Below are 26,281 nucleotides of genomic sequence, written 5' to 3'. Positions count from 1 at the left end.
CTACGGCGCAGTATGGGATGCAAACATGGCTACTTCGTCTTCTGAAAGCAGTGTTGCCGGCACGGCAGCGTTTTCCAAGTTCATGCGCGTGCTGCAATTGGTGGCAGATGGCAGCGAGCCCCTGGGCATTGCCGAGATGGCCAAGGCGACGGGTTTTCCGCGCCCGACGGTGCACCGCATTGTGGCGGCGCTGCAGGCCGAGCGCATGCTGGTAGAAGTGGGGACCACGCGCTGCTGGACCTTGGGCCCGCGCCTGGTGCAACTGGCCAGCCGCAGTTGGAGCCGCTCGGGACTGCGCATGGCCGCAACGCAGGCGCTGCGTGATCTGCGCGATGCCACGCAGGAGACCATCCATTTCGCCGTGCCCTCGGGCCACAGCATGGTCTATATCGAAAAGCTGGAGAGCGACAGTGCCGTGCAGATGTCATCGCGCATTGGCACCAGCGTCAACCTCTATTCCACCGCCGTCGGCAAGGCCTACCTGGCCGCACTGCCGCCTGCCGATGCCAGTGCGCTGATGGCCGAGCTGGGCTATGCGCCGCTGACGGCGCAGACCGTGGGCGATGCGCAGGCGCTGCAACGCCAGGTGGACGAGGTGCGCCTGCGCGGCTGGTCCACCGATGCGCAAGAGAATGAAGAGGGCATTTACTGCTTTGGCGCCGCAGTGCTGGGGCCGGACGGCAGCCCCGTGGCTGCCATCAGCGTCAGCACCTTGCTGTTCCGCCAGCGTGAAGATGTGCAGGCCGCCTACATCCAGCCGCTGCTGCGCACCTGCCGCGCGATTGCCCAGCAGCTGGCGCAGAACCCGAACCTGGTGCACGCCTGAGCGGCAGCGCTGGGCTCTGGTGAGCCCGCGCTGCCGCAGCACTTTAGAGCATCACGTTGGAGTTGGTGATCTTTTTGACCGGCCGAATGGCGCTGCTGTCCGGCTGGATTGACGCTGCGTTGTCGCCGCTGTCCCAGTGCGGGTCTTCGATGCTGTCAAAGGCCTGGCGCAGCTTGTCGCCCCAGGTGTTGCGCACCATGCGGAAGTACTGGTTGAACTCGTCGATGCAGGCGATGTTGTCGCAGGCCAGTTCGTCGGTGTCATAAACCACCAGGTCCAGCGGCAGGCCCACCGACAGGTTGGATTTGAGCGTGCTGTCCATGGAGACCAGCGCACACTTGGCCGCTTCGTTGAGGGGCGTGGTGGGGGTCAGTACGCGGTCCAGCACGGGCTTGCCGTACTTGGCCTCGCCGATCTGGAAGTAGGGTGTCTCGGCCGTGGCCTCGATAAAGTTGCCGGCTGAGTAGACCTGGAACAGGCGCGGGCTCTCGCCGGCGATCTGGCCGCCAAACACCAGGCTGCAGTTGAAGTCCACACCCGCGCGCTCCAATGCCTTGCCGTCGCGCTCCTGGATATGGCGCACGGCGGCACCCAGCACGCGGGTGGCATCGAACATGCTCTTGGCGTTCCAGATGGTGATGGGTGGTCCGCCGTTCTCGTCTTCGAGCTGCTGGGTCTGCAAAATCTCGCGCACCGATTGCGAGATCGACAGATTGCCGGCAGACAGCAGCACCATGAAGCGCTCGCCGCGCTTCTCATACACCATCATCTTGCGGAAGGTGCTGATATGGTCCAGGCCCGCATTGGTGCGGGAGTCGGAGAGGAACACCAGGCCGGCGTTCAGCTTGATGGCTACACAATAGGTCATGACTTGTCAGCGAGTCGCTTGAGTGAATACAGTAGATCGAGTGCGTCGCGCGGTGTCAACGTGTCCGGCTGCAGCTCGCGCAGTTGCGCCTCGACGGCGCTGGGTGTTGCGGTTTCGGCCGAGGCTGGTTGGGCAAACAGGTCCACCTGGGAGTCGCCTGCCTGCTGGCGCGATTCCAGCGCGGCCAGCGCATGGCGGGCATGGCTGAGCACGGGCGCCGGCATGCCGGCAAGCTTGGCCACCTGCACGCCATAGCTGCGGCTGGCCGGGCCCGGTTGCAGCTCGTGCAAAAACACAATGTCGCTGCCCGCTTCGGTCGCGGCCACATGCATGTTGATCGCATGTTTGGCCTTGGCCGGCAGCGCGGTCAGCTCAAAATAATGGGTGGCGAACAAGGCCAGCGCCTTGGTCTTGTCATGCAGATGCGTGGCAATGCCGCTGGCCAGCGCCAGGCCGTCAAAGGTGCTGGTGCCCCGGCCAATCTCGTCCATCAGCACCAGGCTGTAGGGCGTGGCGGCGTGCAGAATCTGCGCGGCCTCGGTCATCTCCAGCATGAAGGTGGATTGGGCATTCGCCAGGTCATCGGCCGCGCCGATGCGGGTGTGGATCGCATCGATCGGCCCCAGCAGGCAGCGTGTGGCGGGCACATAGCTGCCCATGCTGGCCAGCAGCGCAATCAGCGCCACCTGGCGCATATAGGTCGATTTACCGCCCATGTTGGGGCCGGTGATGATCTGCAGGCGCTGCAGGCTCGACAGCCGCGTGTTGTTGGCGATGAACGAGGCGTTGGAGGTCTCGGCCAGCCGTGCTTCCACCACCGGGTGGCGGCCCGCATCGATGTCGATGCAGGGCTCGGGCACAAACTGCGGGGCGCACCAGTTGAGGGTCAGCGAGCGCTCGGCCAGCGCACACAGCGCATCCAGCGATGCAATCGCCTGGCCCACGCGGGTCAGCGCGCTGACATGCGGCTGCAGCTGGTCCAGCACTTGCTCGTACAGCCATTTCTCGCGCTGCAGGGCGCGTTCCTGGGCCGACAGCGCCTTGTCCTCAAAGGTCTTGAGTTCGGGCGTGATAAAGCGCTCGGCGTTCTTCAAGGTCTGGCGGCGGCGGTAGTCGTCGGGCACCTTGTCCCTGTGGCTGCTGGTGACCTCGATATAAAAGCCATGCACCTTGTTGAACTGCACGCGCAGGTTGCTGATACCGGTGCGCGCTTTCTCGCGCGTCTCCAGGTCCAGCAAGAAGGCATCGCAATTGGTCTGGATGGCGCGCAGCTCGTCCAGCTCGCTGTCAAAACCATTGGCGACCACGCCGCCATCGCGCACCAGTGCAGCGGGCTCGGGGTCGATGGCGCGGATCAGCAGTTCCATCGCATCCAAAGGCGGCTGCAGCGCTTCAAAAATCTCGCCCAGCAAGGGCGCAGGTGCGGCGGCATTGCGCGCCAGCTGCTGCGCCTTTTGCAAGGTCAAACCCAGTGCCACCAGCTCACGCGGGCGCACCTGGCGCAGCGCAATGCGGGCGGTGATGCGCTCCACATCGGAGACGCCCTTGAGCTCGGTGCGCAGAATCTGCCAGGGTGCGGCTGAGAGCGTGTCGCTGTCGCCGCGCAGCACGCTGATGGCGCCCAGGCGCGCACGGGCATCGCTGCGGTCGCGGCTGGGTTCAAGCAACCAGCTCTTGAGCAGGCGGCTGCCCATGCCGGTCTGGCAGGTATCGATCAGCGAGAACAAGGTCGGGCCGTCCTCACCGCGCAAGGTCTTGACCAGTTCCAGGTTGCGGCGCGTGGTCGCCGGCAGGTCGATCAGCGCATCGTCGCGCACCACATGGATGGTCTGCACATGGGGCAGGTTGCGGCCCTGGGTGTGCTCGGCATAGGTCAGCAGCGCGCCAGCGGCCGCATGGGCAGCGTACAGGGTCTGCGCATTCCAGGCCTGCAGGCTGGCGGCGCCCAGCTGCTCCAGCAGCTTGCGCTCGCCCAGCTTTTCGTCGAACTGCCAATCGGGGCGCAGCGCCAGCGGGCAGGTCAGCACGCCGCTGCTGCGCAGCTGGTACAACGATTGCTCAAAGCGCTGCGAGGCACCGGCGCTGTAGGCCACTTCGCTGGGTGCAATGCGCGCAATCCAGGCGGGTAGCTCTTCATGGGTGCACTCGGCCAGAAAAATCTTGCCCTGGGTCACGCTCAGCCAGGCCAGGCCACAGCGGGCGCGCTGCGCCTGGTGCACCACCAGCAGCATGGCCTCGGCCTTGTCGCTCATCAGCTCGCTGTCGGTCACCGTGCCCGGCGTGACCACGCGCACCACCTTGCGCTCCACCGGCCCCTTGCTGGCCCCCACTTCGCCCACCTGCTCGCAGATCGCCACCGATTCGCCGAGCTTGAGCAAGCGGCCCAGGTAGTTCTCCAGCGCATGGAAGGGCACGCCCGCCATCGGAATCGGCTGGCCGGCCGACTGGCCGCGCTGGGTCAAGGTGATATTGAGCAGCTGCGCGGCCTTCTCGGCATCGCCATAAAACAGCTCGTAAAAATCCCCCATGCGGTAGAACAGCAGGGTGTTGGGGTGCTCCACTTTTGCAGCGTGGTACTGCTGCATCATGGGCGTGTGCGATGAAAAATCGGCTTTCGTAAGCGTTGGATTTTCCATTTGGTTTGAACTCATCTATTGGTGTCGGTTGGTATGAATCCAACTTGGCATGGCAGAGGTGATGGGGGCCGGCATGGGCCTGTAAAGGCTGGCCTGACCGCTGTGGTACCAGGGGCAGGGCGCCATGCGCTGGTCTGTCTCTGGCCGCAATGCGCATCATACAAGGCTGGCCGCGGCCCTCAGGGCCTGGGCGGGGTGTGCATATTAACGTAATTGGCGGGGCAAGTTGGCAATCACTCGCGTGCGTAATGAGGCAGCACCAGGTAGATCCGCCCCAGCACGTGCGCTCCGCGATGCCTGCAGTTGAAGTAATACCTGCACCGATTTTGAAGAGATTTAACACCCCGATGCGAATGTAAAGCCTATCGCAGCGTCTCGAAAATCTCGGTAAAGCTAACTGATTCCTACCGCTTTGCACTGCAGCTTGCGCCATCATGAACCGCAAGCAAGGCAGTGGTGCTTTGTGGCAATACAAGGATAGGAGGTCCTCAATGACTACATGGACAAATCGGATCGCAGTCGCTGCCTTGGTGGCAACCATGGGTGCTGGTGCAGCGGGCGTGCATGCCCAACCGCGCCCTCCGCAGGATTCCCACCGCTATGACGACCGGGGCCATGCGCAGCCCGATCGCCGCCATGATTCGCACCGGCCCGATGCGCGCAACCACCGGGGTGCCGGGCCTGACCACCGCTGGGTCAAGGGCACGCGCGTGCCGGCCCAGTACCGGGCGCATGGCTATGTGGTCAATGACTGGCGCGGCCACCGCCTGAGCTCGCCTCCGCGCGGCTACCACTGGATCCAGAATGGCGGTGACTACCTGCTGGTGGCCATTGCCTCTGGCGTGATTGCCCAGATTGTGTTTGGCAACTGATAAACAGTCGGTTTCCTGATCGCCCAAAGACAAAGCCCGCAGGCATGGCCTGCGGGCTTTGTCGTATGAGAGCGCGGAAATTTACTCGGCTTGCTCGGCGTCTGGCTCGGCCGGGGTGTCCTCAGTAGGCTCGGCACCGTCGTCGCTCAGGGCCTGGCGCACGCCGGCCTTGTCACCCGCGCTGGCAAACTTGCTGTACTTGGCCAGGATAGGCACCAGCTGGCCGTAGATGCGGGGCGTGCCGGCCAGCACTTCGCGTTGCTCCAGGAAGTCGGCTTCACCGGTGAAGTTGCCGACCAGGCCCCCGGCCTCGGTCACCAGCAGCGAGCCGGCTGCGACGTCCCAGATGCTCAGGCCCGTTTCAAAGAAACCATCGCTGAAACCAGCGGCCACATAGGCCAGGTCCAGTGCCGCTGCGCCAGGGCGGCGCACGCCGCTGGTGCGCTGCATCACATCGCCCAGCATGGCCATGTACTGCTTGAAGTTGTCGCCTGGACGGAAGGGGAAGCCGGTGGTGATCAGGGTGTCGCGCAGCAGGGTGCGCTTGGACACGCGGATGCGGCGCTCGTTCAGGAACGCGCCACGGCCCCGGGTGGCGGTGAACAGGTCGTTGCGGGTGGGGTCGTAGACAACGGCTTGCTCGATGCGGCCGTTCACGGCCAGCGCGATGCTGACGCAGTAGACGGGGAAGCCGTGGATGAAGTTGGTGGTGCCGTCCAGCGGATCAATGATCCAGATGTGGTTGGAGCGGGGATTGCCGTATTCGTTGCCCGATTCCTCGGCGAGAATGCCGTGGTCAGGGTAGGCGGTCAGCAGGGTCTCGATGATCGCTTGCTCGGAGACCTGGTCCACTTCGGTCACAAAGTCGTTCACCTGTTTGGTCGAAACCCGCACCGATTCCACGTCAAGCGCGGCACGGTTGATGATGGCGCCAGCAGCGCGAGCGGCCTTGATGGCCATGTTGAGCATGGGGTGCAGGGAGGAGGACGACATAAATTGTGTGGGCGTAAGTGGGGCAGCAAAAACGCTGCGAAACGCTGGGGCAAGAGCGGCTGGTAGATCGCGGCCGGCGATGCGGCGGCGACAATAGGGGCTAGATTGTACCTGCGCTCGATTTTTTTCGCTGGTACATGCCCCTTTTTGTCCGACCTGTCTATGAAAACCCGTTTTGTTCTGATCGAAACCAGCCATGCCGGCAATGTGGGCGCCGCCGCCCGTGCCATCAAGACCATGGGGTTCGATGACCTGGTGCTGGTGCGCCCGCGCTGGAGCAATGTGCTGCGCAAGGAAGAAACCATCCAACGTGCCAGCGGCGCACTGGATGTGCTGGCCAACTGCCGCATTGTGCAGTCGGTGGAGGAAGCCCTGGATGGCATGAGCCACCTCTGCGCCACCGCGATGACCCCGCGTGACTTTGGCCCACCGGCCCGCACGCCACGCGAGCATTTTGCGCTGCTGCTGCAGGGCGCGCTGGCAGCTCAGCCTGGGCCGGTTCCGCTGGATGAAGACACCAGCCCTGCAGCCAGCTCCACCACCAGCGACACTGCAGCCGCCAACCCCAGCGGCGAGACCGGCGTCGCCTTTTTGTTTGGCTGCGAACGCTATGGCATGGCCAATGAGGATGTGTACCGCTGCCATGTGGCGCTGTCGATTCCGACCAATCCGGATTTTGGCTCGCTTAATTTGGCATCGGCCGTGCAGGTGGTGGCCTATGACTGGCGCCAGGCACTGGGCGGCTATGGCGTGAGCGATGTCGCGGCCCGGGGGGAGCGGGCCGATGCCCAGCAGGTGGCAGGCATGCTGGCGCACTGGCAGCAGGCGCTGGCCGAGATCGGCTTTCTGGATTTGGATGCCCCCAAGAAGCTGATGCCCCGGCTCAACCAGATGTTCAACCGCGCGCAACTGACCCAGGAGGAAATCCACATACTGAGAGGTGTTGCCAAGGCCATGCTGCGTACGGCCGAGGCCACAAAACGCTAGACTGGCGGGCCCTCGAATACTTATATAACCATTGTTTCCATGCTTGACCGCCTGCGTTCCGATATTCAGTGCATCCTCGACCGCGATCCTGCTGCCCGCAGCCGTTGGGAGGTTGTCACCTGTTATCCCGGTCTGCATGCGATCTGGATGCAGCGCCCTGCGCACTGGTGCTGGAACCATGGATTCAAATGGACGGGCCGTTTCATCTCGCACATGGCCCGCTGGCTGACCGGCATCGAGATCCACCCCGGCGCGCAGATTGGCCGCAATGTCTTTATCGACCACGGCATGGGTGTCGTGATTGGTGAGACTGCGGTGGTCGGCGACGGCTGCACCATCTACCACGGCGTCACCCTGGGCGGCACCACGCTCTACAAGGGCGCCAAGCGCCATCCCACGTTGGGCAAGAACGTGGTGGTGGCTGCGGGTGCTAAGGTGCTGGGCGGTTTTGAAGTGGGTGATGGCGCCAAGATCGGCAGCAATGCCGTGGTCATCAAGCCCGTGCCTGCCGGCGCCACGGCCGTGGGCATTCCCGCCCGCATTATTGCCTCGCGCCAGGGCGCCAGTGCCGATGTCACTGCGGCGCAGACCGACCAGAAGTTTGCCGCCTATGGCGTGACGCAAGAGGACGATCCGCTGTCCAAGGCCATGCGCGGCATCATCGACAGCGCGGCCGGCCATGAGCAGCAGATCACCATGCTCTGGGCGGCCATCGAGAAGCTGTCCGTGCAAAGCAAGGTGGGCGATTGCGTGCCTTGCGATGCGCAGCGCGAAGCCGAGTTTGAAGCCCAGAAGCTGAGCGACCTGGTCGGCAAGTAAGCCGGTGTCGGTTGCCGGTTGTTGGCCCGGCTAGCCCAGCTTGCGCACCATCGCGGCATCGGGCGCCAGCACCTGGCCATCGGCGGTCTGCGGCCGCATGCGGGCCACCGGCTGGCCGCTGGCTTTTTCCACCAGGCTTGAATGCGCCTCGCCGGGCGCGAACAGCTGGTCCTCACCCCATTGGCGCAGCGCCACCACCACCGGGAACAGGCCCAGGCCCTTGGACGTCAGCGCATATTCCTGGTAGGCGCTGCCGTCGGATGCGGGCTGCGTCTGCAGCACACCCGCGTCCACCAGCTTGCGCAAGCGGTCGCTCAGGATATTGCGCGCCATGCCCAGGTTGCGCTGCAAATCCCCAAAGCGCTGCACCCCATTAAAAGCATCCCGCACGATCAGCAGCGACCAGCGGTCGCCAATGGCATCCAAGGCGCGCGCAACAGGGCAGGGCTCAGGCGAGGTCATGTGCTGTTCTCCAAGATTCAATCAACCAAGTTGCATTTTAAAACTGGAATGTCTAGAATCCATCTGGTTTTAAATTAAAACTAGATTGGCAATGACTTCTTCATGTGTTGACACCCCGGGCCCGCAGGCCCAGCGCCCTGCCGTGCCCGCTGGCTTGGTAGGGCTGTTTGCGGTGGCCGCTGGCGCCAGCGTGGCCAATGTCTACTACGCCCAGCCCTTGCTGGATGCTGTGGCGCAGGACCTGGGTATACCGCTGGCTGCCGTCGGCGGCGTCATTACGGCCACGCAACTGGGATCGGCACTGGCCTTGCTGCTGCTGGTGCCGTTGGGAGATCGGGTCAACCGGCGGCCCTTGATGGCTTGGCAGCTGCTGGCTTTGGTGTTGGTGTTGCTGGCGGTGGCCTGGGCCCCGTCTGCGCCCTGGTTGATGGCGGCGATGCTGGCAGTGGGCTTGCTCGGCACGGCGATGACCCAGGGCCTGATCGCCTACGCCGCCAGCGCGGCACCACCTGATGCCCAGGGCCGGGTGGTGGGCGGCGCGCAAAGCGGGGTCTTTATTGGCCTGCTGCTGGCGCGTGTGCTGGCGGGAGCCGTGGGCGATGCCTGGGGTTGGCGCAGCGTCTATATGGCCTCGGCAGCGCTGATGCTGGCGATGGCCTTGCCGCTGTGGTGGCGGTTGCCGGTGCTGGCGCACCGGCCCTCCAGCCTGGGCTATGGCCAGCTGGTGGCGTCGATGGGTAGCCTGCTGCGGCGCGACCGGGTCTTGCAGGTGCGCGGCGTGCTGGCCTTGCTGATGTTTGCCGCGTTCAGCATTTTCTGGAGCAGCCTGGTGCTGCCGCTGCGCGCAGCGCCCTTTGGTTTTTCGCACAGCGCCATCGGTCTGTTTGGCCTGGTGGGCGCCGCTGGAGCCTTGGCCGCCACCGTGGCGGGGCGCTGGGTGGACAGGGGCCAGGCACAGCGCGCATCGCTGTGGGCCTTGCTGGCGCTGCTGCTGGCCTGGCTGCCCTTGGGCGGTTTGGGCGGGCTGCCCGATCCGCGCTGGGCGATAGCCGCTCTGGTGCTGGGCATTGTGCTGCTGGACCTGGGCGGTCAGGCCTTGCATGTCAGCAACCAGGGTCTGATCTTTGCGCGCAGCAGCGATGCGCATAGCAGAGTGGTGGCGGTCTACATGCTGTTCTATGCAGTAGGCAGCGGGCTGGGGGCCATCAGCGCCACCAGCGTCTATGCCTATGCAGGTTGGCTGGGCGTTTGCGCGCTGGGTGCGGTAGTCAGCGGTGCAGCGTTGCTGTTTTGGTGGGCCACCCGCGATTGGATGTGCGCGGGCGTCTAATGGGGTTCAGCGCTGGCCGTGCAGCAAGGTCTGCAGCGCCCGCTGCGTGGCTTCGCAGTCGCCAAAATGGGTGCTGACCCATTCGCGGTGGTAGTAGGTGGGAAGGTAGCGCTCGCCAGCGTCGCACAGCAGGCTGAGCAGCGAGCCGGTTTCGCCCCGCTGGCGCATGCCATCGGCCAGGCGCAGCATGGCCACCATGTTGGTGCCGGTAGAAGGCCCCACCTTGCGGCCGAGCACATCGCCCAGCAGCTGCATCGAGGTGACCGATTCGCGGTTGCTGACGACCTCCATATGGTCCACCACGCCCCGGACAAAGCTGGGCTCGACGCGCGGGCGGCCAATGCCCTCGATGCGTGAGCCAGGCGCCGTCAGGCTGGCGTCGCCGCTGCGCCAGTAGGCATGGAACACGCTGCCTTCCGGGTCCGCCACGCAGACCTGGCTGTTGTAGCGCATATAGCGCACAAAGCGGCCAATGGTGGCGCTGGTGCCCCCGGTGCCTGCGCCCACCACGATCCAACGCGGGACGGGGTGGCGCTCCATGCGCATCTGCTGGAACATGCTCTGCGCGATGTTGTTGTTGCCACGCCAGTCGGTGGCGCGTTCGGCATAGGTGAACTGGTCCATGTAGTGGCCGCCGGTGCTCTGGGCCAGCGCACGGGCGGCATCATAGACTTCGCCGGCATGGCCGACAAAGTGGCAGCGTCCGCCCAAAAATTCAATCTGCGCAATCTTCTCGGGCGAGGTGGACTGCGGCATCACTGCGACAAAAGGCAGGCCCAGCAGGCGCGCAAAATAGGCCTCGCTCACGGCCGTGGAGCCGCTGGAGGCCTCGACAATCGTTGTGCCCTCTTGCACCCAGCCATTGCACAGCGCGTAGAGAAACAGCGAGCGCGCCAGCCGGTGCTTGAGGCTGCCGGTGGGGTGGGTAGATTCATCCTTGAGGTAGAGGTCAATCCCCGCCTGCGCGTAGCAGGGCAGGTTCAGGGGAATCAGGTGGGTGTCGGCACTGCGCTGGTAATCAGCGTCGATCTTGGCAATGGCCTGGTCACGCCAGCCGTGGTGGTTGAGGGCCTGGGGAGCGCTGGTGGTGGGGGTGTCGTGGAGCTGCATGGCTATGGATTATGACGCTATGACAAAAAATGGCTATCCAGGCAGAGCTGCCTGCACTGCCATGGCAAGCGCAATGGCTGCTTCCGTCGTTCAGACGCTTGCAGGCTGTGCGCGCCCCAGAGCGGCCAGCACCGCAGGCGCAATGCGCCGGTGCATAGGCGCCACCGGCAGCATGTACAGATGGCCAAGCAGGTTGCGGACATGCACCACCGTCGTGATGGTGATGGCGACCTGGTCCTGCCGGCCGGCCACAGGCGCCCGGTGCACGCTGAGCACCACGTTCAAATGCTTGTCGCTGTCGCCGATCAGCGCTTCATCGGCACTGTTCTCCAGCACCGTAAATACGCCCACGCGCTCGCCCGGCTGGTAGGCACTGGCGGGGCGCTGCGGGTCGATCTCGGAGAGGGTGCCCAGGTCCTTGAGCCCCACCAGCTGGCCCACCCGGTTGCGGGCCTGCATGCACCACTCAATCCAGCGCGGCGTGCGTGCGACGGCGGCCAGAAAATAGGCCAGCGCGGGCGCGCCGGTTTCTGCGGTGTGGATGCACCAGGCATCCTGAAAATGCGCGCCGGCCAGGCGTTGCGCGATGCGGCTGCCCGCAGGCGGCCGGGTCTCTTGCGGTTGGGTTGGCATGGTGTGGACAAGCGCTCATTAGTGGCCAGTGGCCAGGCGCGCGCTGGCGGCCTGCAGCCATTGGTCCAGCGCATCGGGCGCATCGCAGGCGATGGCCTGGCGGGCAGGCATGCTGCGCAGCCAGGTGATCTGGCGCTTGGCCAGCTGGCGCGTGGCAGCAATGCCCTTGTCGCGCATCTCTGCCCACAAGGCGGGCGGTACATCGCTTTCGGTTTGCACGGCAATGCCTTGCTGGGCACAGCTGTCGAGCATCTCCCACATCTGGCGGTAGCCCACGCAGCGCATCGATGGCAGGTTCAGATCCAGATCACCGCGCGCACGCAGCTGCAGCACCTCGGCCAAAAAGCCCTGGGCCAGCATCTGGTCGTAGCGCAGCGCGATGCGCGCATGCAGCCAGGCGCGGTCGCTGGGCTCCAGGCTGAAGAGCTGAAAACCGGGTGCCAGCTGCAGCAATGGCGAGGGCCGCTTTTGCTGCGCATGGAAATACGACAGCGGCTGGCCACTGGCCCGCCAGACCTCCAGCGCGCGCTGCACCCGCTGGCTGTCACCCGGCGCCAGGCGCTGCGCGGTGACCGGATCGACCTGCGCCAGCAGCCCATGCATATGCGGCCAGCCATGGATGGCCGCCTCGGCATCGAGCTGGGCGCGCACCGCCGGGTCGGCGGCGGGCATGTCGTCAATGCCATCCATCAGCGCCTTGAAATACAGCATGGTGCCGCCCACCAGCAAGCTGATGCCGCCCCGCGCATGGATTTGCGCCACCAGCGCCAGCGCGTCTTGCACAAACTCGGCGGCGCTGTAGGCATCCAAGGGGTCGCGGATATCGAGCAGGTGGTGCGCAATGCCGGCCTGCTCTTGCAGGCTGGGCTTGGCCGAGCCAATGTCCATACCCCGGTAGATCAGGGCCGAATCTACGCTGATGATCTCAACGGGCCGCACCGCGCCCAGTTGCTGCGCCAGCGCAATGGCAGCGCCGGTCTTGCCGGAGGCGGTGGGGCCTGCCAGGCCCAGGCACAAGGGAGGGGTTGCAGCGGATGGCACGGTAAACAGGCGGTGAGCTTGCCAGCGATGGCCGCCAGACAGACATGGCGACCGGCGCAGGCAGCTATCAATAAAGGAGTGATGGCTGCCCGCCAGTGTAGGCCCAAAGCGAAACCAAGGCGCCTGACCGGAGTTTGTGGATGGGTCTTGGCGTCAATGCGCCAGGTTGGCAACGTAAATGGGCTGGCGCGCATGGCGCCGCGCCTCTTCTTCGCTGGCCGGCTCGTCGGGGCCCACGCACACCACCAGCAGCATGCCGGGCAGGTCCACATCGGCATACAGCGCGCGGCGCAGCTCGCTGCGTTGTTCTTCATTCAGCCGAGGGGCCTGCACCAGCAGCAGATGGATGCGCAGCTCGGGCATGCTCGAATCTGGCTTGCTTAGCAGCCAGGCCTGGCTGATGGGTTTGAACAGCGCCAGCTCGCCGCGCAGATCGGCCAGCTCGAACTCGCTCAGGTCGTTCACGCGGGTGCCCTGGAACACGGGCGCCTGCTGCAGGCTGTCGAAAAAACTTTGCTGCTGCTGTTCAGCCTCGCGGACGCGGTCACGCCAGAGGCGCAAGGCGGCGGCGTCGTAGCCGCTTTGCCTGGCCTGCGCCTCCAGCATGCCCACCATCGCTCGCGTGGCATAGGGGCGGTAACTGGGCGCGGTCTGCCATAGCGCCTCCAGGCATTTCTGCTGCAAGGCGGCATCGCTGGTTGGCAGGCAGGCCGCCAGTCCGGCCAGTGCGCCGGGGTGTTGTGCATCGCGGGCCAGCACCTGTTCGTAGAGAAGGCGCACGGGGGCCTGGCGGTCTAGCATGTGCTCGATCCGTGCGCGTTCAATCAGCTCCGCATTGCTGGGGTAGGCCGCATTGGCGCGCAGGCGCTGGGCATGCTGCTGCCAGCGCGCCATGCGTGCATGGTGCTGCTTCCAGGTGCTGGCGTTGTCCTTGCACCAGCGGGCATCAAACTGCTGCATCCATTCCGCAGCCTTGGGGCCCAGTAGGCTGACGGCACCTTTGGTGGACCAGCTGGGCAGGCCGGGGCGCTCAGCACTGAGGGCCTCCACGCGGTCACGCAAGGCTGGGTGGGTGTCGTCCACATCGCTGATCCGGGCGAGCGCCTGGCGCAGAGCCTCTTGGGCAAATGCCGGTTCGGGCTTGAGGCGCAGCATGGCCTGCATCGCGCTGAAGGGGCCCTGGGGCAGCGGATGCTGGGCCGCACTGCGCCAATGCTGGCCCCAGAAGGCATTGCTCAGCCAGGCGGCCTTGATCTCGATCTCGATCAGCGTGGCTGTCGCAACGTCGGCGCCCAGCAGCTGGGCGGCGATGCGGTCGGCCTCGTACTCGTCCTGCCGGGCCATTGCAAAGGTCTTGGCAGCAAAACGCGGAAAGTACCAGTTCAGGAACGAACGTGTGGCTGCGGCCATAGGGCTGTCATCCTCGCGCATGCTGTAGTAGAGCTTGAGCCAGGCGCGGCGTGAGCGGTAAACCCAGGCGCTCAGGCGGTTGTGGTTCTCGCGCAGATGGCCGTATTCATGGGCCAGCACGGCCATCACCCTGGCCTTGTCCAGCGCCATCAGCAGTGGCAGGCCAACCATCAGGTAGTTGACCGAGCCGCCCAGCATGCCAAAGCGCGGCCGCTGCCAGATAGCGGCATTGAAATCATCTTGCAGGTAGACCGCATCGACGGCTGGGCCCTTGACCTTGCGGCGAATGCGATCCAGCGCTTTGAACAGCTCCGGGGCCTCGGCCTCGGTGATGGCAATGCCCTCGGGCTCCGCGGCTGGGCCACTCCAGAGGGCTTTGAAGCTGGTCCACATCAGGCCCAGAGCAAACACCAGGGCCAGCACATAGCCGCCGCGAAAGTGGCCGCGCACAGCCTGGGTCACGACAAAAGCGAGGATGGCCAGACTCAGGACCAGACAGCCCACCACCCACAGGTAGCCCAGCAGCGCAAACCGGATGACGCTGCGCCGGTAGGCAGCGCTGTCATTGGCGCTTTCGATTTCGCTCTCGCGCACCAGGTGGATAAAGTCCGCTTGCTCCATGGCCCGCCCCTCATGCCTTGTTGTTGTGTGTGTCGTTGTAATGTTCTGGCGCGCAGCAAAAAGCCCCCAGCGCGCTGAACGCTGGGGGCATTGTGCAGTTTGTACTGGCTGGGCGGTATGCCCGGGCGTTTTTACAACACGCCTTGGGCCAGCATGGCGTCGGCCACCTTCACAAAGCCGGCGATGTTGGCGCCGTCGATGTAGCTCATGGTGCCGTCGTCGCGCTGGCCGTACTTGACGCAAGCGGAGTGGATGCCTTCCATGATTTCGAACAGGCGCTGGTCGACTTCGGCAGCAGGCCAGCTCAGGCGCAGCGCGTTCTGGCTCATCTCCAGGCCGGAGGTGGCGACGCCGCCGGCGTTCGATGCCTTGCCGGGTGCGTAGAGCACGCCAGCCTTTTCAAAGGCCTTGGCCGCTTCGATGGTGCAAGGCATGTTGGCGCCTTCGGCCACGCAGAGCACGCCGTTCTTGATCAGGGTCTGGGCATCGGCCAGTTCCAGCTCGTTCTGGGTGGCGCAGGGCAGGGCCACATCGGCCTTGATGAACCAGGGGGTCTTGCCTTCGTAGTACTCCACGCCCGGCACTTGCTTGGCGTAGTCGCTTACGCGGCCGTACTGCTTGTTCTTGATGTCCATCAGCTTGACCAGCTTGTCGCCGTCAAAACCGGCGGCATCGTAGATGGTGCCCGAGGAGTCGGACGCCGACACCACCTTGGCGCCCAGCGCCATGGCCTTGTCGATGGCGAATTGGGCCACATTGCCCGAACCCGAAACCGAGACCGTCAGGCCTTCGAAGCTCTTGCCACGGGTCTTGAGCATTTCCTGCGCAAAGTAGACGGTGCCAAAGCCGGTGGCTTCAGGGCGGATCAGCGAACCACCAAAGGCCAGGCCCTTGCCGGTGAACACGCAGTCGGCGCGGTTGGCCAGCTTCTTGTACATGCCGGCCATGAAGGCCACTTCACGGCCGCCCACGCCGATATCGCCGGCTGGCACGTCGGTGTCCGAACCCACATGGCGGAACAGTTCGGAGATGAAGGCCTGGCAGAAGCGCATCACCTCTGCATCGCTCTTGCCCTTGGGGTCGAAGTCCGAGCCGCCCTTGCCGCCGCCCATCGGCAACGTGGTCAGCGCGTTCTTGAAGGTCTGCTCAAACGCCAGGAACTTGAGCACCGACAGGTTGACCGAGGGGTGAAAGCGCAGACCGCCCTTGTAGGGGCCGATGGCCATGCTGTGCTGGATGCGGTAGCCACGGTTGACCTGCACCACGCCCTTGTCGTCCACCCAGCTGACGCGGAAGCTCACCACGCGCTCGGGTTCCACCAGGCGTTCGAGCAGGCTCTGTTGGGCGTAGCGGGGGTTCTTCTCGATGAAGGGCCACAGGCTTTCCATGACTTCGGTCACGGCCTGCAAGAACTCGGGCTGGCCGGGGTTGCGCTGTTCGACGTAAGCGAGAAACTGGGCCAGAGATTGGTGTTGCATGGACAAACTTTCAAGGTCTAAAGCCGGCTTGCACTGGTTTTGTGCGAAGGCCGAGGTGTGCACAGCGATGGTGCGCCATCGCGCCGAAAACCGACATTATGCCGAATGTGCATGCGTTAATGCATAAAACCCACATGGGATGACCCTGATAAGTCAGTGGATTGCACTGCTTTGGTGCTTTTTGGGGGTGGCGTCGGCTGCTCAGACCTCCTTTCATGCCCTGAAATGGGGCTGCTAGGGACGCAAACGTCGGCTGTCACCCAGAGCACTGCAGTGCAACAAATCTGTGTGCCGATTGTGGTCTTTGCCTTTTCAACAATTGCCTAGGCAATGAATGATTGGATAATCATTGCCTTGTAAACAATTTCAGAGAGGCCCTGCGGCATGACCGATTCGCACCAGGAAAACACCGCGTCTGCTGGCGAGGACCAAGAAGCGCTGGCGGGCGGCTTTCCCGAGATTGAAGCCATTCGGCCCGTGGATTTCCCCTGCTGGTTGATGCGCATCATCTCCACCGTGGTACGTGCCGAAGTGGACCGCCGCATGGAGCCGCTGGGCCTGACGCAGGCGCAGTGGATTCCTGTGCTGCACCTGGCCAGTGGCAAGGCCCATACCTCCGCCGACCTGGCGCGCCGCACCCTGCAGACGCCGGGCGCGATGACGCGCCTGGTCGACCGCCTGGTGGACAAGGGCATCATCGAGCGCGAGCGCTCCACCGACGACCGCCGCGTGGTCAGCCTGCGTTTGACCGATGAGGGCCTGGCCGCTGCGATGCAGGTGCCCGACATCGTCAAGGGCGTCAACAGCGCCGCGCTCAGCCCCTTGTCCCCCGATGAATTGACCCAGTTCCACGGTTACCTGCGCCGCATCTATGAGGCCATGCCCAACACCTTGTCGGTGGACATGTGCCTGCCCCAGGATGGCTGCGCCAGTGAAGCCACCGATAACTCTGACAACTCCGATAACTCCGACAACACCGCACTCCAGCCCGGCAAGGAGAGGGCACTATGACCAGCAGTTTTTCTTTTGTGGGCGCCGATCGTCGGCTGGCCCTGTCAGCCATTGCGCTGGCGGCCACCACGTTCATCGCCGGATGCGCCGATATGCGCGGCATCGATACCCATGCCCAGCTGCGCTCGCCGCAGTCTGTCGGCTTGCTCACCGAGCCTTCAGCGGCAGACCAGGCCGCGACCGTGGCCCCGGTTGATGCGCAGTGGTGGAAGGGCTTGGGCGATGCCCAGCTCAACGCCCTGATCGACACCGCGCTGGCGGACAACCCCAACCTGCAATCGGCGCAGGCGCGCATTCGCAAGGCCTGGTCGCTGGCGCAGGTCAGTGAGTCGGCCCTGGGCCCGCAGGTCAATGGCCAGGCCAATGCCTCGCGCAACCATGCGCCGGCCAACGGCTTGGTTCCGCCGCCGCTGGCCGGCAACAACTACAGCACGGCCGAGGCGCGCATCAACGGCAGCTGGTCGCTGGACCTGTTTGGCAAGCACCGCGCAGCGCTGGATGCCGCCGTGGGCTCGGCCCGCGCGGCCCAGGCAGACATGGACGCGGCCCGCGTGCTGCTGACCAGCAATATGGTGCTGGCCTATGTGCAGCTGTCCCGCCTGCAGGCGCAGGAAGAAGTGGCCGTGCGCGCCATCGACCAGCGCGCCCACACCCTGCAATTGGTGCGTGACCGCTATGACGCCGGCCTGGACACCACCTTGGAAGTGCGCCAGAGCGAGAGCGGTGTGCCCCAGGCCAAGGTGCAGCTGCTGCAAGTGCGTGAGCAAAAGCAGCTGGCGCAGAACGCGCTGGCCGCCTTGATGGGCCAGCCCGCACGCGCCCAGGAGCTGGTGGCATCGCCCATCGCCCAGCTGAGCCTGCCGCGCTTTCCAGTGCAGCTGTCGTCCAACCTGCTGGGTCGCCGGGCCGATATTGTGGCCGCGCGCTGGCGCGTGGAAGCGGCCGAGCAAGGCATTCGCCAGGCCAAGGCCGAGTTCTATCCCGATATCGACCTGACCGCCTTCCTGGGTCTGTCGAGCATTGGCTTCAACAACTTTGCCAAGGGCAGTGCGCGCGAATGGGGCGTGGGCCCGGCACTGAGCCTGCCGATCTTTGATTCGGGCCGTCTGCGTGCCAACCTGAGCGGCAAATCGGCCGACTATGAGCTGGCCGTGCAGGGCTACAACCAGGCGGTGATCACGGCAGTGCACGATGTGGCCGACCAGGTCGCCAGTGCCCGCTCTGCCCATGCGCAGCTGCCCGAGCAGCGCCGCGCCGCCGATGCCGCACAAAGCGCACTCGACATTGCCAACCAGCGCTATGCCGCAGGGCTTGGCACCTATCTGAATGTGCTGTCGGCCGAGACCAATGTGCTGATCCAGCGCCAGCAGATGGTGGATGTCGAGGCGCGCATTCTGTCGAGCAATGCCGCTCTGGCCCAGGCTTTGGGTGGCGGCTACCAGGAGCAGACCCACAGCAGTGACAGCAGCGACAGCCTCGCCAACCCGGACAGCAACTCCCCCACCCAGACCAACGCCCTGATGGACAGCGCCAAGAGCTGACCTGCCCACCCCGCGTGCAACACACATAAGCAAGACCTTGAAGGCCAGGCCTCTCGTCATATAACTCGCTACGCAACACCATGTCGAACAACAACACTCCCGTTTCTCCCTCCGCTGCGCCTGCTGCCCCTGAGGCACCCGCTGCCCAGCCCCGCAAAAAATGGCTGCTGCGCCTGACCGGCCTCGTCGTCGTGCTGGGCGCCGCCTATGGCATCTACGACTGGATGGTCAACAGCCATTTCGAGGAAACCGACAACGCCTATGTGCAGGGCAATCTGGTGCAGATCGCACCGCAGACCGCCGGCACCGTGCAGTCCATCCTGGCCGATGACACCGACTATGTGAAGGAAGGCCAGGCGCTGGTGCGCCTGGACCCGGCCGATGCCAAGGTGGCCTTTGAGCAGGCCAAGGCCAACCTGGCCCAGGCCGTGCGCCAGGTGCGCACCCTGTATGTGAACAATGGCTCCTACACCGCGCAGATCGCGCAGCGCCAGGCCGAAGTGGCCAAGGCCAAGAATGACCTGGTCCGTGCGCAGAGCGACCTCAAGCGCCGCCAGGCGCTGACCGGCAATGGCGCGGTGTCGAAGGAAGAGCTGAGCCATGCGCAAAGCCAGGTCGATGCCGCCCAGGCCGCCGTCAATGCCTCGCAAGCCGCCGTCAACACGGCCCGCGAGCAGCTGGCCAGCAACCAGTCGCTGACCGAAGGCATCAGCGTGAACGACCACCCCAATGTGCAGGCCGCTGCGGCCAAGGTGCGCGAGGCCTACCTGGCCATGCAGCGCAATGAGCTGGTCTCGCCCGTCTCCGGCGTGGTGGGCAAGCGCTCGGTGCAGGTGGGCCAGCGCGTGGCCCCCGGCACGCCGCTGATGACCGTGGTGCCGATGAACCAGCTCTGGGTCGAGGCCAACTTCAAGGAAAACCAGCTGCGCAATCTGCGCCTGGGCCAGCCCGTCAAGATGACGGCCGACCTCTACGGCAAGAAGATCGAATACACCGGTACCGTCGAAGGCCTGGGTGTGGGCACGGGTGCTGCCTTCTCGCTGCTGCCAGCGCAAAACGCCACCGGCAACTGGATCAAGGTGGTGCAGCGCGTGCCGGTGCGCATTGCCCTCGATCCCCAGCAGGTGCAAGCGCATCCGCTGCGCGTAGGCCTGTCGATGCTGGTGGATGTGGACATCCAGAACCAGGACGGCAAGCTGCTGGCCGATGTGCCGCGCAAGGAGCCGCTGGTGCAGACCAATGTGTATGACGTGCAGGACGAAGGCGCCGATGCGGTGATTGCGCAAGTGATCGCCAGCAATGCCGGCAAGAAGCTGTAAGCGCCCCATGTTTTGACCAGGGCCTGCCCACCGGGCGGCCCAAGAATGCGTTATGGCAACTTCCAATCCCACGTTACCCCACCCGCCGCTCGAAGGATCGGCGCGCCTCATCGGCACCCTGGCGCTCTCGGCTGCGGTGTTCATGAATGTGCTGGACACGTCGATCGCGAACGTGTCGCTGCCGGCCATTGCCGGTGATCTGGGCGTCAGCGCCAACCAGGGCACCTGGGTGATCACCAGCTTTGCGGTGGCCAATGCGATCTCGGTGCCGCTGACCGGCTGGCTGTCGATGCGCTTTGGCCAGGTGCGGCTGTTCATGCTCAGCGTGACCTTGTTCGTGATCTCGTCGTGGCTCTGCGGCCTGGCGCCGAACATGACCACCCTGATCGCGTTCCGCATCCTGCAGGGTTTTGTCGCCGGGCCGATGATTCCGCTGTCGCAGTCGCTGCTGCTGGCCAGTTACCCGCGCGCGATGGCGGGCACGGCGATGGCCTTCTGGTCGATGACCACCCTGATCGCGCCGGTGATGGGCCCCCTGCTGGGTGGCTGGATCACCGACAACATGTCCTGGCCGTGGATCTTCTACATCAATGTGCCCGTCGGCATGCTGTCCGTGGGCGCCACCTGGGCGATCTTCCGCAACCGGGATTCGGCCCGCAAGGCCTTGCCGATCGATGCGATTGGCCTGGGGCTGCTGGTGGTCTGGGTCTCGGCGATGCAGATCATGCTGGACATCGGCAAGGAGCATGACTGGTTCCAGTCGCCGATGGTGGTCGCCTGTGCAGTGATTGCGGTCGTTGGCCTGTTGTACTTCCTGATCTGGGAGCTGGGCGACAAGCACCCGGTGGTGGACCTGCGCCTGTTCAAGAACCGCAATTTCTGGGCGGGCACCCTGGCCATCTCGGTGGGCTATGGCCTGTTCTTTGGCAATGTGGTGCTGCTGCCGTTGTGGCTGCAGCAGTTCATGGGCTATACCGCCACCGATGCCGGCCTGGTGCTGGCGCCGGTGGGTTTGCTGGCGCTGGTGCTGTCGCCGGTGGTGGGCAAGACCATCCACAAGGTCGATCCCCGGCGCTATGCGACGGCCTCGTTCATCGTGTTCGGTCTGGTGATGTGGATGCGCTCGCGCTTCAACACCCAGGTGGACCTGACGACGATCATGATCCCGACCATCGTGCAGGGCGCGGCCATGGCGGGCTTTTTCATCCCGCTGATGACCATCACCTTGAGCGACATCCCGCCCGAGAAAATGCCCAGCGCGTCTGGCCTGTCCAACTTTGTACGGATCACCGCCGGTGCGGTGGGTACGTCGGTCGCCACCACCTTGTGGGAGCGCCGCGCCACCTTGCACCATGCGCAACTGGTCGAGCACATCAGCCTGGGCGACGGCCCCACTGCGCAGGTGGTGCAAGGCCTGCAGGCCTCCGGGCTGACCTTGCAGCAGGCGTTGGCCAGGGTCGACCAGCTGGTCAACCAGCAGGCCTTCATGCTGGCGGCCAATGATATTTTCTGGGCCTCGTCCATGCTGTTCCTGCTGCTGATCCCGCTGGTCTGGCTGGCCAAGGGCCCCAAGAAGGGCCAGGGCGGTGGTGGATCCGAAGCCGCATCGGCTGCGCACTGATCCAGCACTGCATACCGCTGCATCAATCGAAAAAAGGAAGCCTAGGCTTCCTTTTTTGTCGTTTGCAGCGCTGCGCTGTGGTTCAGCGGCCGCGCAGGAACAACGCGTCCAGCTCCTTCATGCTCAGCTGGCGCCAGGTAGGCCGGCCATGGTTGCACTGGTCGGAGCGCTCGGTGTGTTCCATATCGCGCAGCAATGCGTTCATCTCGTCGATGGTGAGTTGCCGGTTGGCATGCACGGCGCCGTGGCAGGCCATCGTCCCCAGGATCTCGTTGCGGGCGCGTTGCACGACCGTGCTGGCATCGTGCTGCGCCAGCTCGGCCAGCACGCTGCGCGCCAGCTCCACCGGGTTGCCCTGCGCCAAGGTGGTGGGCGTGGCGCGCACGGCCAAGGTCTTGGGCGAGAAGGGCACCACCTCCAGGCCCAGCTGGGCCAGGGTTTCGCTGTGGTCTTCGGCGGTCGCTACCTCTTCGGGCGTGGCCGAGAAGGTCGCGGGGATCAGCAGCGGCTGGCTGGCAATGGCGCTATTGGCATCGCCACCATCGAGCTGGCATTTGAGGCGTTCGTAGACGATGCGCTCATGGGCCGCATGCATGTCGACAATGACCATGCCCTGGGCGTTTTCCGCCAGGATGTAGACGCCATGGATTTGCGCCACGGCGCGGCCCAGCGGCCAGGGGTTGTCGGCCGACTCCGGTGGCAGGGTGGGCACCAGCGGCGCGCCGGCGGCCATCGCGCCAGCAGCGGGTTGCGGGTTCCAGCGCGGGCTGGCTTCCTGCACCTGCCAGGGCGTGGCATCGATGCTGGTGGGGGCGTTGGTCGATGGGCTGGTGGGCGTGCCTGCCAACGCCGCTTCGGGTGATGCCGTGCCGCCAGCCTGGCCCCAGAGTGCAGCGGTTTGCTGCAACGCCTGCAGGCCGTTGACACGGGGTGGGGCCTCAAAGCGCATGGCAGTCTGCGCCTGGGGTGCGGGCGCATAGGCCTGGCCGGGCAAGGCGGTCGGCTGGCCTGCCGCAGCGGCTGTGGGTGCGGCGGCTGCCGCATCCAGCAGTTGCTGGGCGCGTGGGGCAGCCAGTGCGTTCTCCACGCCATGCAGCACCGCCTGGTGCACCTCGCGGCTATCGCGAAAGCGCACCTCGATCTTGGTCGGGTGCACGTTCACATCGACCCGCATCGGGTCGAGGCTGATGTAGAGCGCATAGACGGGCTGGCGGTGGCCGTGCAGCACATCTTCATAGGCGGCTCGCGCGGCATGGGTGAGCACCTTGTCGCGCACAAAGCGGCCGTTGACATAGCAGAACTGCTGGTCGGCACGCGAGCGCGCCGCATCGGGCAGGCCCGCGCGGCCGCGCACCTGCACATGGCCGGCCTGGTAGTTCACGACAATCGACTGCTCAAGAAAATCGGGGCCCAGCACATCGGCCAGGCGCTTGTCCATGGCCCGCTGCTCCAGCTGCTGCCAAGCGGCGTCGTCGGGCTGGTCTGCATCGCTGCGGGGCGGCAAAGTGGCGCGCCACTGCTCCACCAGCTTGCCCTCGTGCCAGATCGCAAAGCCTACGCCGGGGCGGGTGAGCGCATGGCGGCGCACCGCCTCCACGCAATGGGCCAGCTCGGTGGCATCAGTCTTCAGGAACTTGCGCCGCGCAGGCGTGCTGAAGAACAGCTCCTTGACCTCCATCGTCGTGCCGGGGTTGCGGGCGGCGGGGCGCAGCTCGCCACTGCGGGCATCGAGCAGGTAGGCGGTCTCTTGCTGGGCGGGGCGCGAAAGCACGCTCATCTCCGACACCGAGGCAATGGCAGCCAGGGCCTCGCCCCGGAACCCCATGGTCGCTACCGACTCCAGGTCATGCAGGTTGCGGATCTTGCTGGTAGCGTGGCGGCGCAGTGCAATCGGCAGCTCCTCGCGCGGAATGCCACAGCCATCGTCTTCGACGGTGATCAGCCGCACGCCGCCGGCAAGCAGGCGCACGGTGATGCTGGTGGCCCCTGCATCGAGTGCATTGTCGACCAGCTCACGCACGACGGAGGCGGGGCGTTCCACCACCTCGCCGGCTGCGATCTGGCTAACCAGCTCATCGGGCAGATCCTGGATGGGACGGCGCGCGGGCGCTGCCCGGTCTGCACTGTGGCCTGCAGGCGTCAATGCGTCGTTGGCGGCGTCTGCCGGGTCAAGGGAGGCGGGTGCGGTATCTGCTGTCATGCAGGGATTTTAGGCAAAGCCGCCTGGCATTCGGGGTAAAGTGTGCAATCGCCACTTGGTGTCCTGGGGCTGCAGTTCCCTAGCCAACCTAAGTGGTGATCAAGATGGTTTGCCGCAGGGCCTCAGGGCTGCTGCGGTTTTTGTGTAGAGAGGTTGTGTTTTGGAATTTTTCAGCTGGTTCATCGATGCAGGCATGCATCTGATCGACTTCATCCTGCATGTCGACAAGTACCTGGAAGCTTTTGTAACGACCTATGGCATGTGGGTCTACGCGCTGTTGTTTCTGATCGTCTTTGTCGAGACCGGCGTCGTGGTGATGCCTTTCCTGCCTGGCGATTCGCTGCTGTTCATCGTCGGCGCCATGTGCGGCGCGGGGCTGATGAGCTTTCCGCTGGCCACCGGCTTGCTGTTTGCGGCAGCCTTCCTGGGCGACCAGTGCAATTACCAGATCGGCCACCATCTAGGGCCCAAGGTTTTCAAGTGGGAGAACTCGCGCTGGTTCAACCGCAAGGCCTTTGACAAGGCCCATGCGTTCTACGAGCGTTACGGCGGCATCACCATCATCCTGGCGCGCTTCATGCCGTTTGTGCGCACCTTTGCGCCCTTTGTGGCGGGAGTGGCCAACATGAACCGTGCCAAGTTCATCGCCTACAACCTGATTGGCGCCGCCATCTGGGTGTTCGGCATTTGCGCGGCGGGCTACTTCTTTGGCAACCTGCCCTGGGTCAAGGCCAACCTGGAGAAGATCATCTGGGGCCTGATCCTGGTGCCCGGCCTGCTGGCCATCTTTGGCGCCTGGCGCGCTGGCAAGAACGAGAAGGCGGCTGGCACCGTCTGAGCAGTGCGAGCATGATGACGAAGGGACCGCCGAGGCGGTCCCTTTTTTGTGGCTGCTTGGCGGGCTAAGGCTTATACCGTGCGGTTGCGCGCCAGCGGCGGGTTCTTCGCAAAGTAGGCCTGGATGCCGCGCATGATGGCATCGGCCAGCTGGTTTTGGTAGGCAGTGGTGCGCAGCTTGGCTTCTTCCTCAGGGTTGCTGATGAAGGCAGTTTCAATCAGCACGCTGGGGATGTCGGGCGCTTTCAGCACGGCAAAACCGGCTTGCTCCACGCGGGGCTTGTGCAGGCGGGCGAACTGGCCCAACTGCCCCAGCACATGGGTGCCGAGCTTGAGGCTGTCATTGATCTGGGCGGTGGTGCTCATGTCCAGCAGCGCGCGCTGCACATGGGCATCGCTGCTGCCGACGCCGGCGACATTCAGGCCACCGACCATGTCGGCCTGGTTTTCCTTGTTGGCCAGCCAGCGCGCGGCCGAGCTGGTGGCGCCGCGCTCGCTCAGCGCAAACACGCTGGCGCCATTGGCCGATGGCCGGGTGAAGGCATCGGCATGGATGCTGATGAACAGATCGGCCTGTACGCGGCGGGCTTTCTCAACCCGGGTGTTGAGCGGCACGAAGAAGTCGGCATCACGCGTCATGAACGCGCGCATCGGGTTGCCGCCGACGCTGCTGTTGTTGATGCGCTCGCGCAGCATATGGCCGATCTTGAGCACGATGTCTTTCTCACGCGTGCCGCTGGGGCCGGTGGCGCCGGGGTCTTCACCGCCATGGCCGGGATCGAGCGCCACGATGATGAGGCGGTCGGTACGGGATGCCGGGCGGCCGCGTGCAGGCGGCGGGCTCGGAGGTGGTGGCGCGGGGGGCGGGGGTGGCGGAGCTGCAGCCACTACGGTGGGCGGCGGTGCAACCGGTGCGGGTGGGGGGGTGACGGGGCGATTGCCGCTCTTGGCAATCAGCTCGGCCAGCGGGTCGGCCGCTTGGGCGACGGCCGCTGGCGATGGCGGCGCTGCAGCCACCACGGTGCCCAGCGCGGCGGGCGCGGGCGGGTCGCCAGCAATCGCAGCGGCTACCGACGGCGGCAGACTGCTGCCCGCTGCAGGCGGGGGCACAGGTGCCGGTGCTGCGGCCACGGCGCTGTGGCTGTTCTCCATCATGCGCTCGCTGATCAGGCTCTCGAGCGGATCGCTGGGGCGGGCGGGGTACAAGTCGAGCACCAAGCGGTGCTGGTAGGGGGCGACCGGCTTCAGGGTAAAGACCTGGGGCTTGGCCTCCTGCTTGAGGTCGATGACCAGCCGCACCACATTGGGCGAGTTCTGGCCCACGCGGATGCCGGCGATATTGGGATCGTCCGAGCGGACCTTGGCCACCAGCTCACGCAGCGCGGGGTTGAGGTCGATGCCCTCGATATCGACCGCCAGGCGCGGCGGCTCGGGCACAAAGCGCTGTTCGGTCTTGAGCGGCGTGTCGGACTCGATCGTGACGCGGGTGTAGTCCTTCGAGGGCCAGAGGCGCACGGCAACGATGCTGGCACCAAAGGCCAGATGGCTGCTGCCCAGCAGCAGCACCAGGCTGCCGCCGCGCAGCACATCGCGGCGCGACAGACCGGGGTGGCTGGCGGGTAGGCCGTCAGCAGGGATGAAAGGGGCAGAGGCGGGGAGATATTTC

Annotated in this window: 21 protein-coding genes; 10 read left to right on the top strand and 11 right to left on the bottom strand. The window is 65.0% G+C overall.

Features of this window, described 5'->3' with window-relative positions:
- The first annotated feature begins 25 nt into the window (after positions 1-25).
- Positions 26-826: an IclR family transcriptional regulator gene (locus tag LPW39_RS10765; RefSeq protein WP_230774478.1), complete on the top strand. Its 801-nt coding sequence runs from the start codon at positions 26-28 to the stop codon at positions 824-826.
- Positions 827-869: 43 nt separating this feature from the next.
- Here the strand turns inward: LPW39_RS10765 and LPW39_RS10760 are convergent, their stop codons facing one another.
- Positions 870-1,694 (bottom strand): proteasome-type protease, encoded by an 825-nt coding sequence (locus tag LPW39_RS10760; protein WP_230774476.1) that lies wholly within the window; start codon positions 1,692-1,694, stop codon positions 870-872.
- A complete protein-coding gene (mutS, locus tag LPW39_RS10755; protein WP_230774474.1) occupies positions 1,691-4,330 on the bottom strand; it encodes a DNA mismatch repair protein MutS in 2,640 nt (879 codons plus the stop codon). Before mutS ends, LPW39_RS10760 begins: the two co-directional genes overlap by 4 nt.
- A 491-nt stretch (positions 4,331-4,821) precedes the next feature.
- Here mutS and LPW39_RS10750 point away from each other — a divergent pair, with 491 nt between their 5' ends.
- On the top strand, positions 4,822-5,202 hold the full coding sequence (locus LPW39_RS10750; protein ID WP_230774473.1) for an RcnB family protein: 381 nt from the start codon (positions 4,822-4,824) through the stop codon (positions 5,200-5,202).
- 81 nt (positions 5,203-5,283) lie between these two features.
- On the opposite strand, the gene LPW39_RS10745 is transcribed toward LPW39_RS10750, so the two are convergent.
- Complete coding sequence (locus LPW39_RS10745) at positions 5,284-6,195, bottom strand: inositol monophosphatase family protein (protein ID WP_230774463.1); 912 nt, start codon at positions 6,193-6,195, stop codon at positions 5,284-5,286.
- A 162-nt stretch (positions 6,196-6,357) separates the two neighbouring features.
- Here LPW39_RS10745 and LPW39_RS10740 point away from each other — a divergent pair, with 162 nt between their 5' ends.
- Entirely contained in the window at positions 6,358-7,182 is an 825-nt protein-coding gene (locus LPW39_RS10740) for an RNA methyltransferase (protein ID WP_230774461.1), read from the top strand.
- 39 nt (positions 7,183-7,221) lie between these two features.
- Positions 7,222-8,001, top strand: coding sequence for a serine O-acetyltransferase (gene cysE / locus LPW39_RS10735; RefSeq protein WP_230774459.1), 780 nt, complete (start codon positions 7,222-7,224; stop codon positions 7,999-8,001).
- Between the two features lie 30 nt (positions 8,002-8,031).
- Here the strand turns inward: cysE and LPW39_RS10730 are convergent, their stop codons facing one another.
- Positions 8,032-8,463, bottom strand: a complete 432-nt coding sequence (locus LPW39_RS10730; protein ID WP_230774457.1) for a winged helix-turn-helix transcriptional regulator — start codon at positions 8,461-8,463, stop codon at positions 8,032-8,034.
- A gap of 91 nt (positions 8,464-8,554) precedes the next feature.
- Here LPW39_RS10730 and LPW39_RS10725 point away from each other — a divergent pair, with 91 nt between their 5' ends.
- Positions 8,555-9,793: an MFS transporter gene (locus LPW39_RS10725; RefSeq protein ID WP_230774455.1), complete on the top strand. Its 1,239-nt coding sequence runs from the start codon at positions 8,555-8,557 to the stop codon at positions 9,791-9,793.
- 6 nt (positions 9,794-9,799) lie between these two features.
- On the opposite strand, the gene LPW39_RS10720 is transcribed toward LPW39_RS10725, so the two are convergent.
- The 5 genes from LPW39_RS10720 to gdhA form a co-directional block, all read right to left on the bottom strand.
- Complete coding sequence (locus tag LPW39_RS10720; RefSeq protein ID WP_230774453.1) at positions 9,800-10,903, bottom strand: PLP-dependent cysteine synthase family protein; 1,104 nt, start codon at positions 10,901-10,903, stop codon at positions 9,800-9,802.
- 90 nt (positions 10,904-10,993) lie between these two features.
- Positions 10,994-11,536 (bottom strand): DUF2867 domain-containing protein, encoded by a 543-nt coding sequence (locus LPW39_RS10715; RefSeq protein ID WP_230774451.1) that lies wholly within the window; start codon positions 11,534-11,536, stop codon positions 10,994-10,996.
- Positions 11,537-11,554: 18 nt separating this feature from the next.
- The gene (miaA, locus tag LPW39_RS10710; RefSeq protein WP_230774449.1) at positions 11,555-12,577 is read right to left on the bottom strand and encodes a tRNA (adenosine(37)-N6)-dimethylallyltransferase MiaA; all 1,023 of its coding nucleotides are present in this window, start codon (positions 12,575-12,577) and stop codon (positions 11,555-11,557) included.
- 153 nt (positions 12,578-12,730) lie between these two features.
- The gene (locus tag LPW39_RS10705) at positions 12,731-14,608 is read right to left on the bottom strand and encodes a M48 family metallopeptidase (RefSeq protein WP_230774447.1); all 1,878 of its coding nucleotides are present in this window, start codon (positions 14,606-14,608) and stop codon (positions 12,731-12,733) included.
- Positions 14,609-14,739: 131 nt separating this feature from the next.
- A complete protein-coding gene (gene gdhA, locus LPW39_RS10700; protein ID WP_230774445.1) occupies positions 14,740-16,086 on the bottom strand; it encodes an NADP-specific glutamate dehydrogenase in 1,347 nt (448 codons plus the stop codon).
- 384 nt (positions 16,087-16,470) lie between these two features.
- Between gdhA and LPW39_RS10695 the strand changes: the two genes are divergently transcribed.
- The 4 genes from LPW39_RS10695 (at position 16,471) to LPW39_RS10680 (ending at position 21,578) form a co-directional block, all read left to right on the top strand.
- The gene (locus tag LPW39_RS10695; RefSeq protein WP_230774443.1) at positions 16,471-17,097 is read left to right on the top strand and encodes a MarR family winged helix-turn-helix transcriptional regulator; all 627 of its coding nucleotides are present in this window, start codon (positions 16,471-16,473) and stop codon (positions 17,095-17,097) included.
- The gene (locus tag LPW39_RS10690) at positions 17,094-18,638 is read left to right on the top strand and encodes an efflux transporter outer membrane subunit (protein ID WP_230774441.1); all 1,545 of its coding nucleotides are present in this window, start codon (positions 17,094-17,096) and stop codon (positions 18,636-18,638) included. The genes LPW39_RS10695 and LPW39_RS10690 overlap by 4 nt, the downstream gene beginning before the upstream one ends.
- Before the next feature lie 80 nt (positions 18,639-18,718).
- Entirely contained in the window at positions 18,719-19,957 is a 1,239-nt protein-coding gene (locus tag LPW39_RS10685; RefSeq protein WP_230774439.1) for an HlyD family efflux transporter periplasmic adaptor subunit, read from the top strand.
- Positions 19,958-20,009: 52 nt separating this feature from the next.
- Positions 20,010-21,578 (top strand): DHA2 family efflux MFS transporter permease subunit, encoded by a 1,569-nt coding sequence (locus LPW39_RS10680; RefSeq protein ID WP_230774437.1) that lies wholly within the window; start codon positions 20,010-20,012, stop codon positions 21,576-21,578.
- Between the two features lie 82 nt (positions 21,579-21,660).
- Here LPW39_RS10680 and mutL read toward each other — a convergent pair whose 3' ends face one another.
- Positions 21,661-23,778, bottom strand: a complete 2,118-nt coding sequence (gene mutL, locus LPW39_RS10675; RefSeq protein ID WP_230774435.1) for a DNA mismatch repair endonuclease MutL — start codon at positions 23,776-23,778, stop codon at positions 21,661-21,663.
- Between the two features lie 193 nt (positions 23,779-23,971).
- On the opposite strand from mutL, the gene LPW39_RS10670 reads away from it, so the two are divergent.
- Positions 23,972-24,616 (top strand): VTT domain-containing protein, encoded by a 645-nt coding sequence (locus tag LPW39_RS10670; protein ID WP_133858631.1) that lies wholly within the window; start codon positions 23,972-23,974, stop codon positions 24,614-24,616.
- Between the two features lie 71 nt (positions 24,617-24,687).
- Here LPW39_RS10670 and LPW39_RS10665 read toward each other — a convergent pair whose 3' ends face one another.
- The gene (locus tag LPW39_RS10665) at positions 24,688-26,253 is read right to left on the bottom strand and encodes an N-acetylmuramoyl-L-alanine amidase (RefSeq protein WP_407928835.1); all 1,566 of its coding nucleotides are present in this window, start codon (positions 26,251-26,253) and stop codon (positions 24,688-24,690) included.
- Between the last annotated feature and the right edge of the window lie 28 nt (positions 26,254-26,281).

Origin of the sequence: Comamonas koreensis, assembly GCF_021026195.1 — a bacterium.
Lineage (GTDB): Bacteria > Pseudomonadota > Gammaproteobacteria > Burkholderiales > Burkholderiaceae_C > Comamonas > Comamonas koreensis.
The sequence above is the reverse complement of the archived record's forward strand: the minus strand, read 5'-3'. Positions and strand labels throughout refer to the sequence as shown.

Bases quoted from the DNA above. Each gene is read 5' to 3' on its own strand.
- LPW39_RS10705 (WP_230774447.1), bottom strand. From the start codon at position 14,608: ATGGAGCAAGCGGACTTTATCCACCTGGTGCGCGAGAGCGAAATCGAA.
- LPW39_RS10695 (WP_230774443.1), top strand. From the start codon at position 16,471: ATGACCGATTCGCACCAGGAAAACACCGCGTCTGCTGGCGAGGACCAA.
- LPW39_RS10740 (WP_230774461.1), top strand. From the start codon at position 6,358: ATGAAAACCCGTTTTGTTCTGATCGAAACCAGCCATGCCGGCAATGTG.
- LPW39_RS10725 (WP_230774455.1), top strand. From the start codon at position 8,555: ATGACTTCTTCATGTGTTGACACCCCGGGCCCGCAGGCCCAGCGCCCT.
- mutS (WP_230774474.1), bottom strand. From the start codon at position 4,330: ATGGAAAATCCAACGCTTACGAAAGCCGATTTTTCATCGCACACGCCC.
- LPW39_RS10685 (WP_230774439.1), top strand. From the start codon at position 18,719: ATGTCGAACAACAACACTCCCGTTTCTCCCTCCGCTGCGCCTGCTGCC.
- cysE (WP_230774459.1), top strand. From the start codon at position 7,222: ATGCTTGACCGCCTGCGTTCCGATATTCAGTGCATCCTCGACCGCGAT.
- LPW39_RS10690 (WP_230774441.1), top strand. From the start codon at position 17,094: ATGACCAGCAGTTTTTCTTTTGTGGGCGCCGATCGTCGGCTGGCCCTG.
- LPW39_RS10745 (WP_230774463.1), bottom strand. From the start codon at position 6,195: ATGTCGTCCTCCTCCCTGCACCCCATGCTCAACATGGCCATCAAGGCC.
- LPW39_RS10680 (WP_230774437.1), top strand. From the start codon at position 20,010: ATGGCAACTTCCAATCCCACGTTACCCCACCCGCCGCTCGAAGGATCG.
- LPW39_RS10765 (WP_230774478.1), top strand. From the start codon at position 26: ATGGCTACTTCGTCTTCTGAAAGCAGTGTTGCCGGCACGGCAGCGTTT.
- mutL (WP_230774435.1), bottom strand. From the start codon at position 23,778: ATGACAGCAGATACCGCACCCGCCTCCCTTGACCCGGCAGACGCCGCC.
- LPW39_RS10760 (WP_230774476.1), bottom strand. From the start codon at position 1,694: ATGACCTATTGTGTAGCCATCAAGCTGAACGCCGGCCTGGTGTTCCTC.
- LPW39_RS10720 (WP_230774453.1), bottom strand. From the start codon at position 10,903: ATGCAGCTCCACGACACCCCCACCACCAGCGCTCCCCAGGCCCTCAAC.
- LPW39_RS10670 (WP_133858631.1), top strand. From the start codon at position 23,972: ATGCATCTGATCGACTTCATCCTGCATGTCGACAAGTACCTGGAAGCT.
- LPW39_RS10715 (WP_230774451.1), bottom strand. From the start codon at position 11,536: ATGCCAACCCAACCGCAAGAGACCCGGCCGCCTGCGGGCAGCCGCATC.
- LPW39_RS10730 (WP_230774457.1), bottom strand. From the start codon at position 8,463: ATGACCTCGCCTGAGCCCTGCCCTGTTGCGCGCGCCTTGGATGCCATT.
- gdhA (WP_230774445.1), bottom strand. From the start codon at position 16,086: ATGCAACACCAATCTCTGGCCCAGTTTCTCGCTTACGTCGAACAGCGC.
- LPW39_RS10750 (WP_230774473.1), top strand. From the start codon at position 4,822: ATGACTACATGGACAAATCGGATCGCAGTCGCTGCCTTGGTGGCAACC.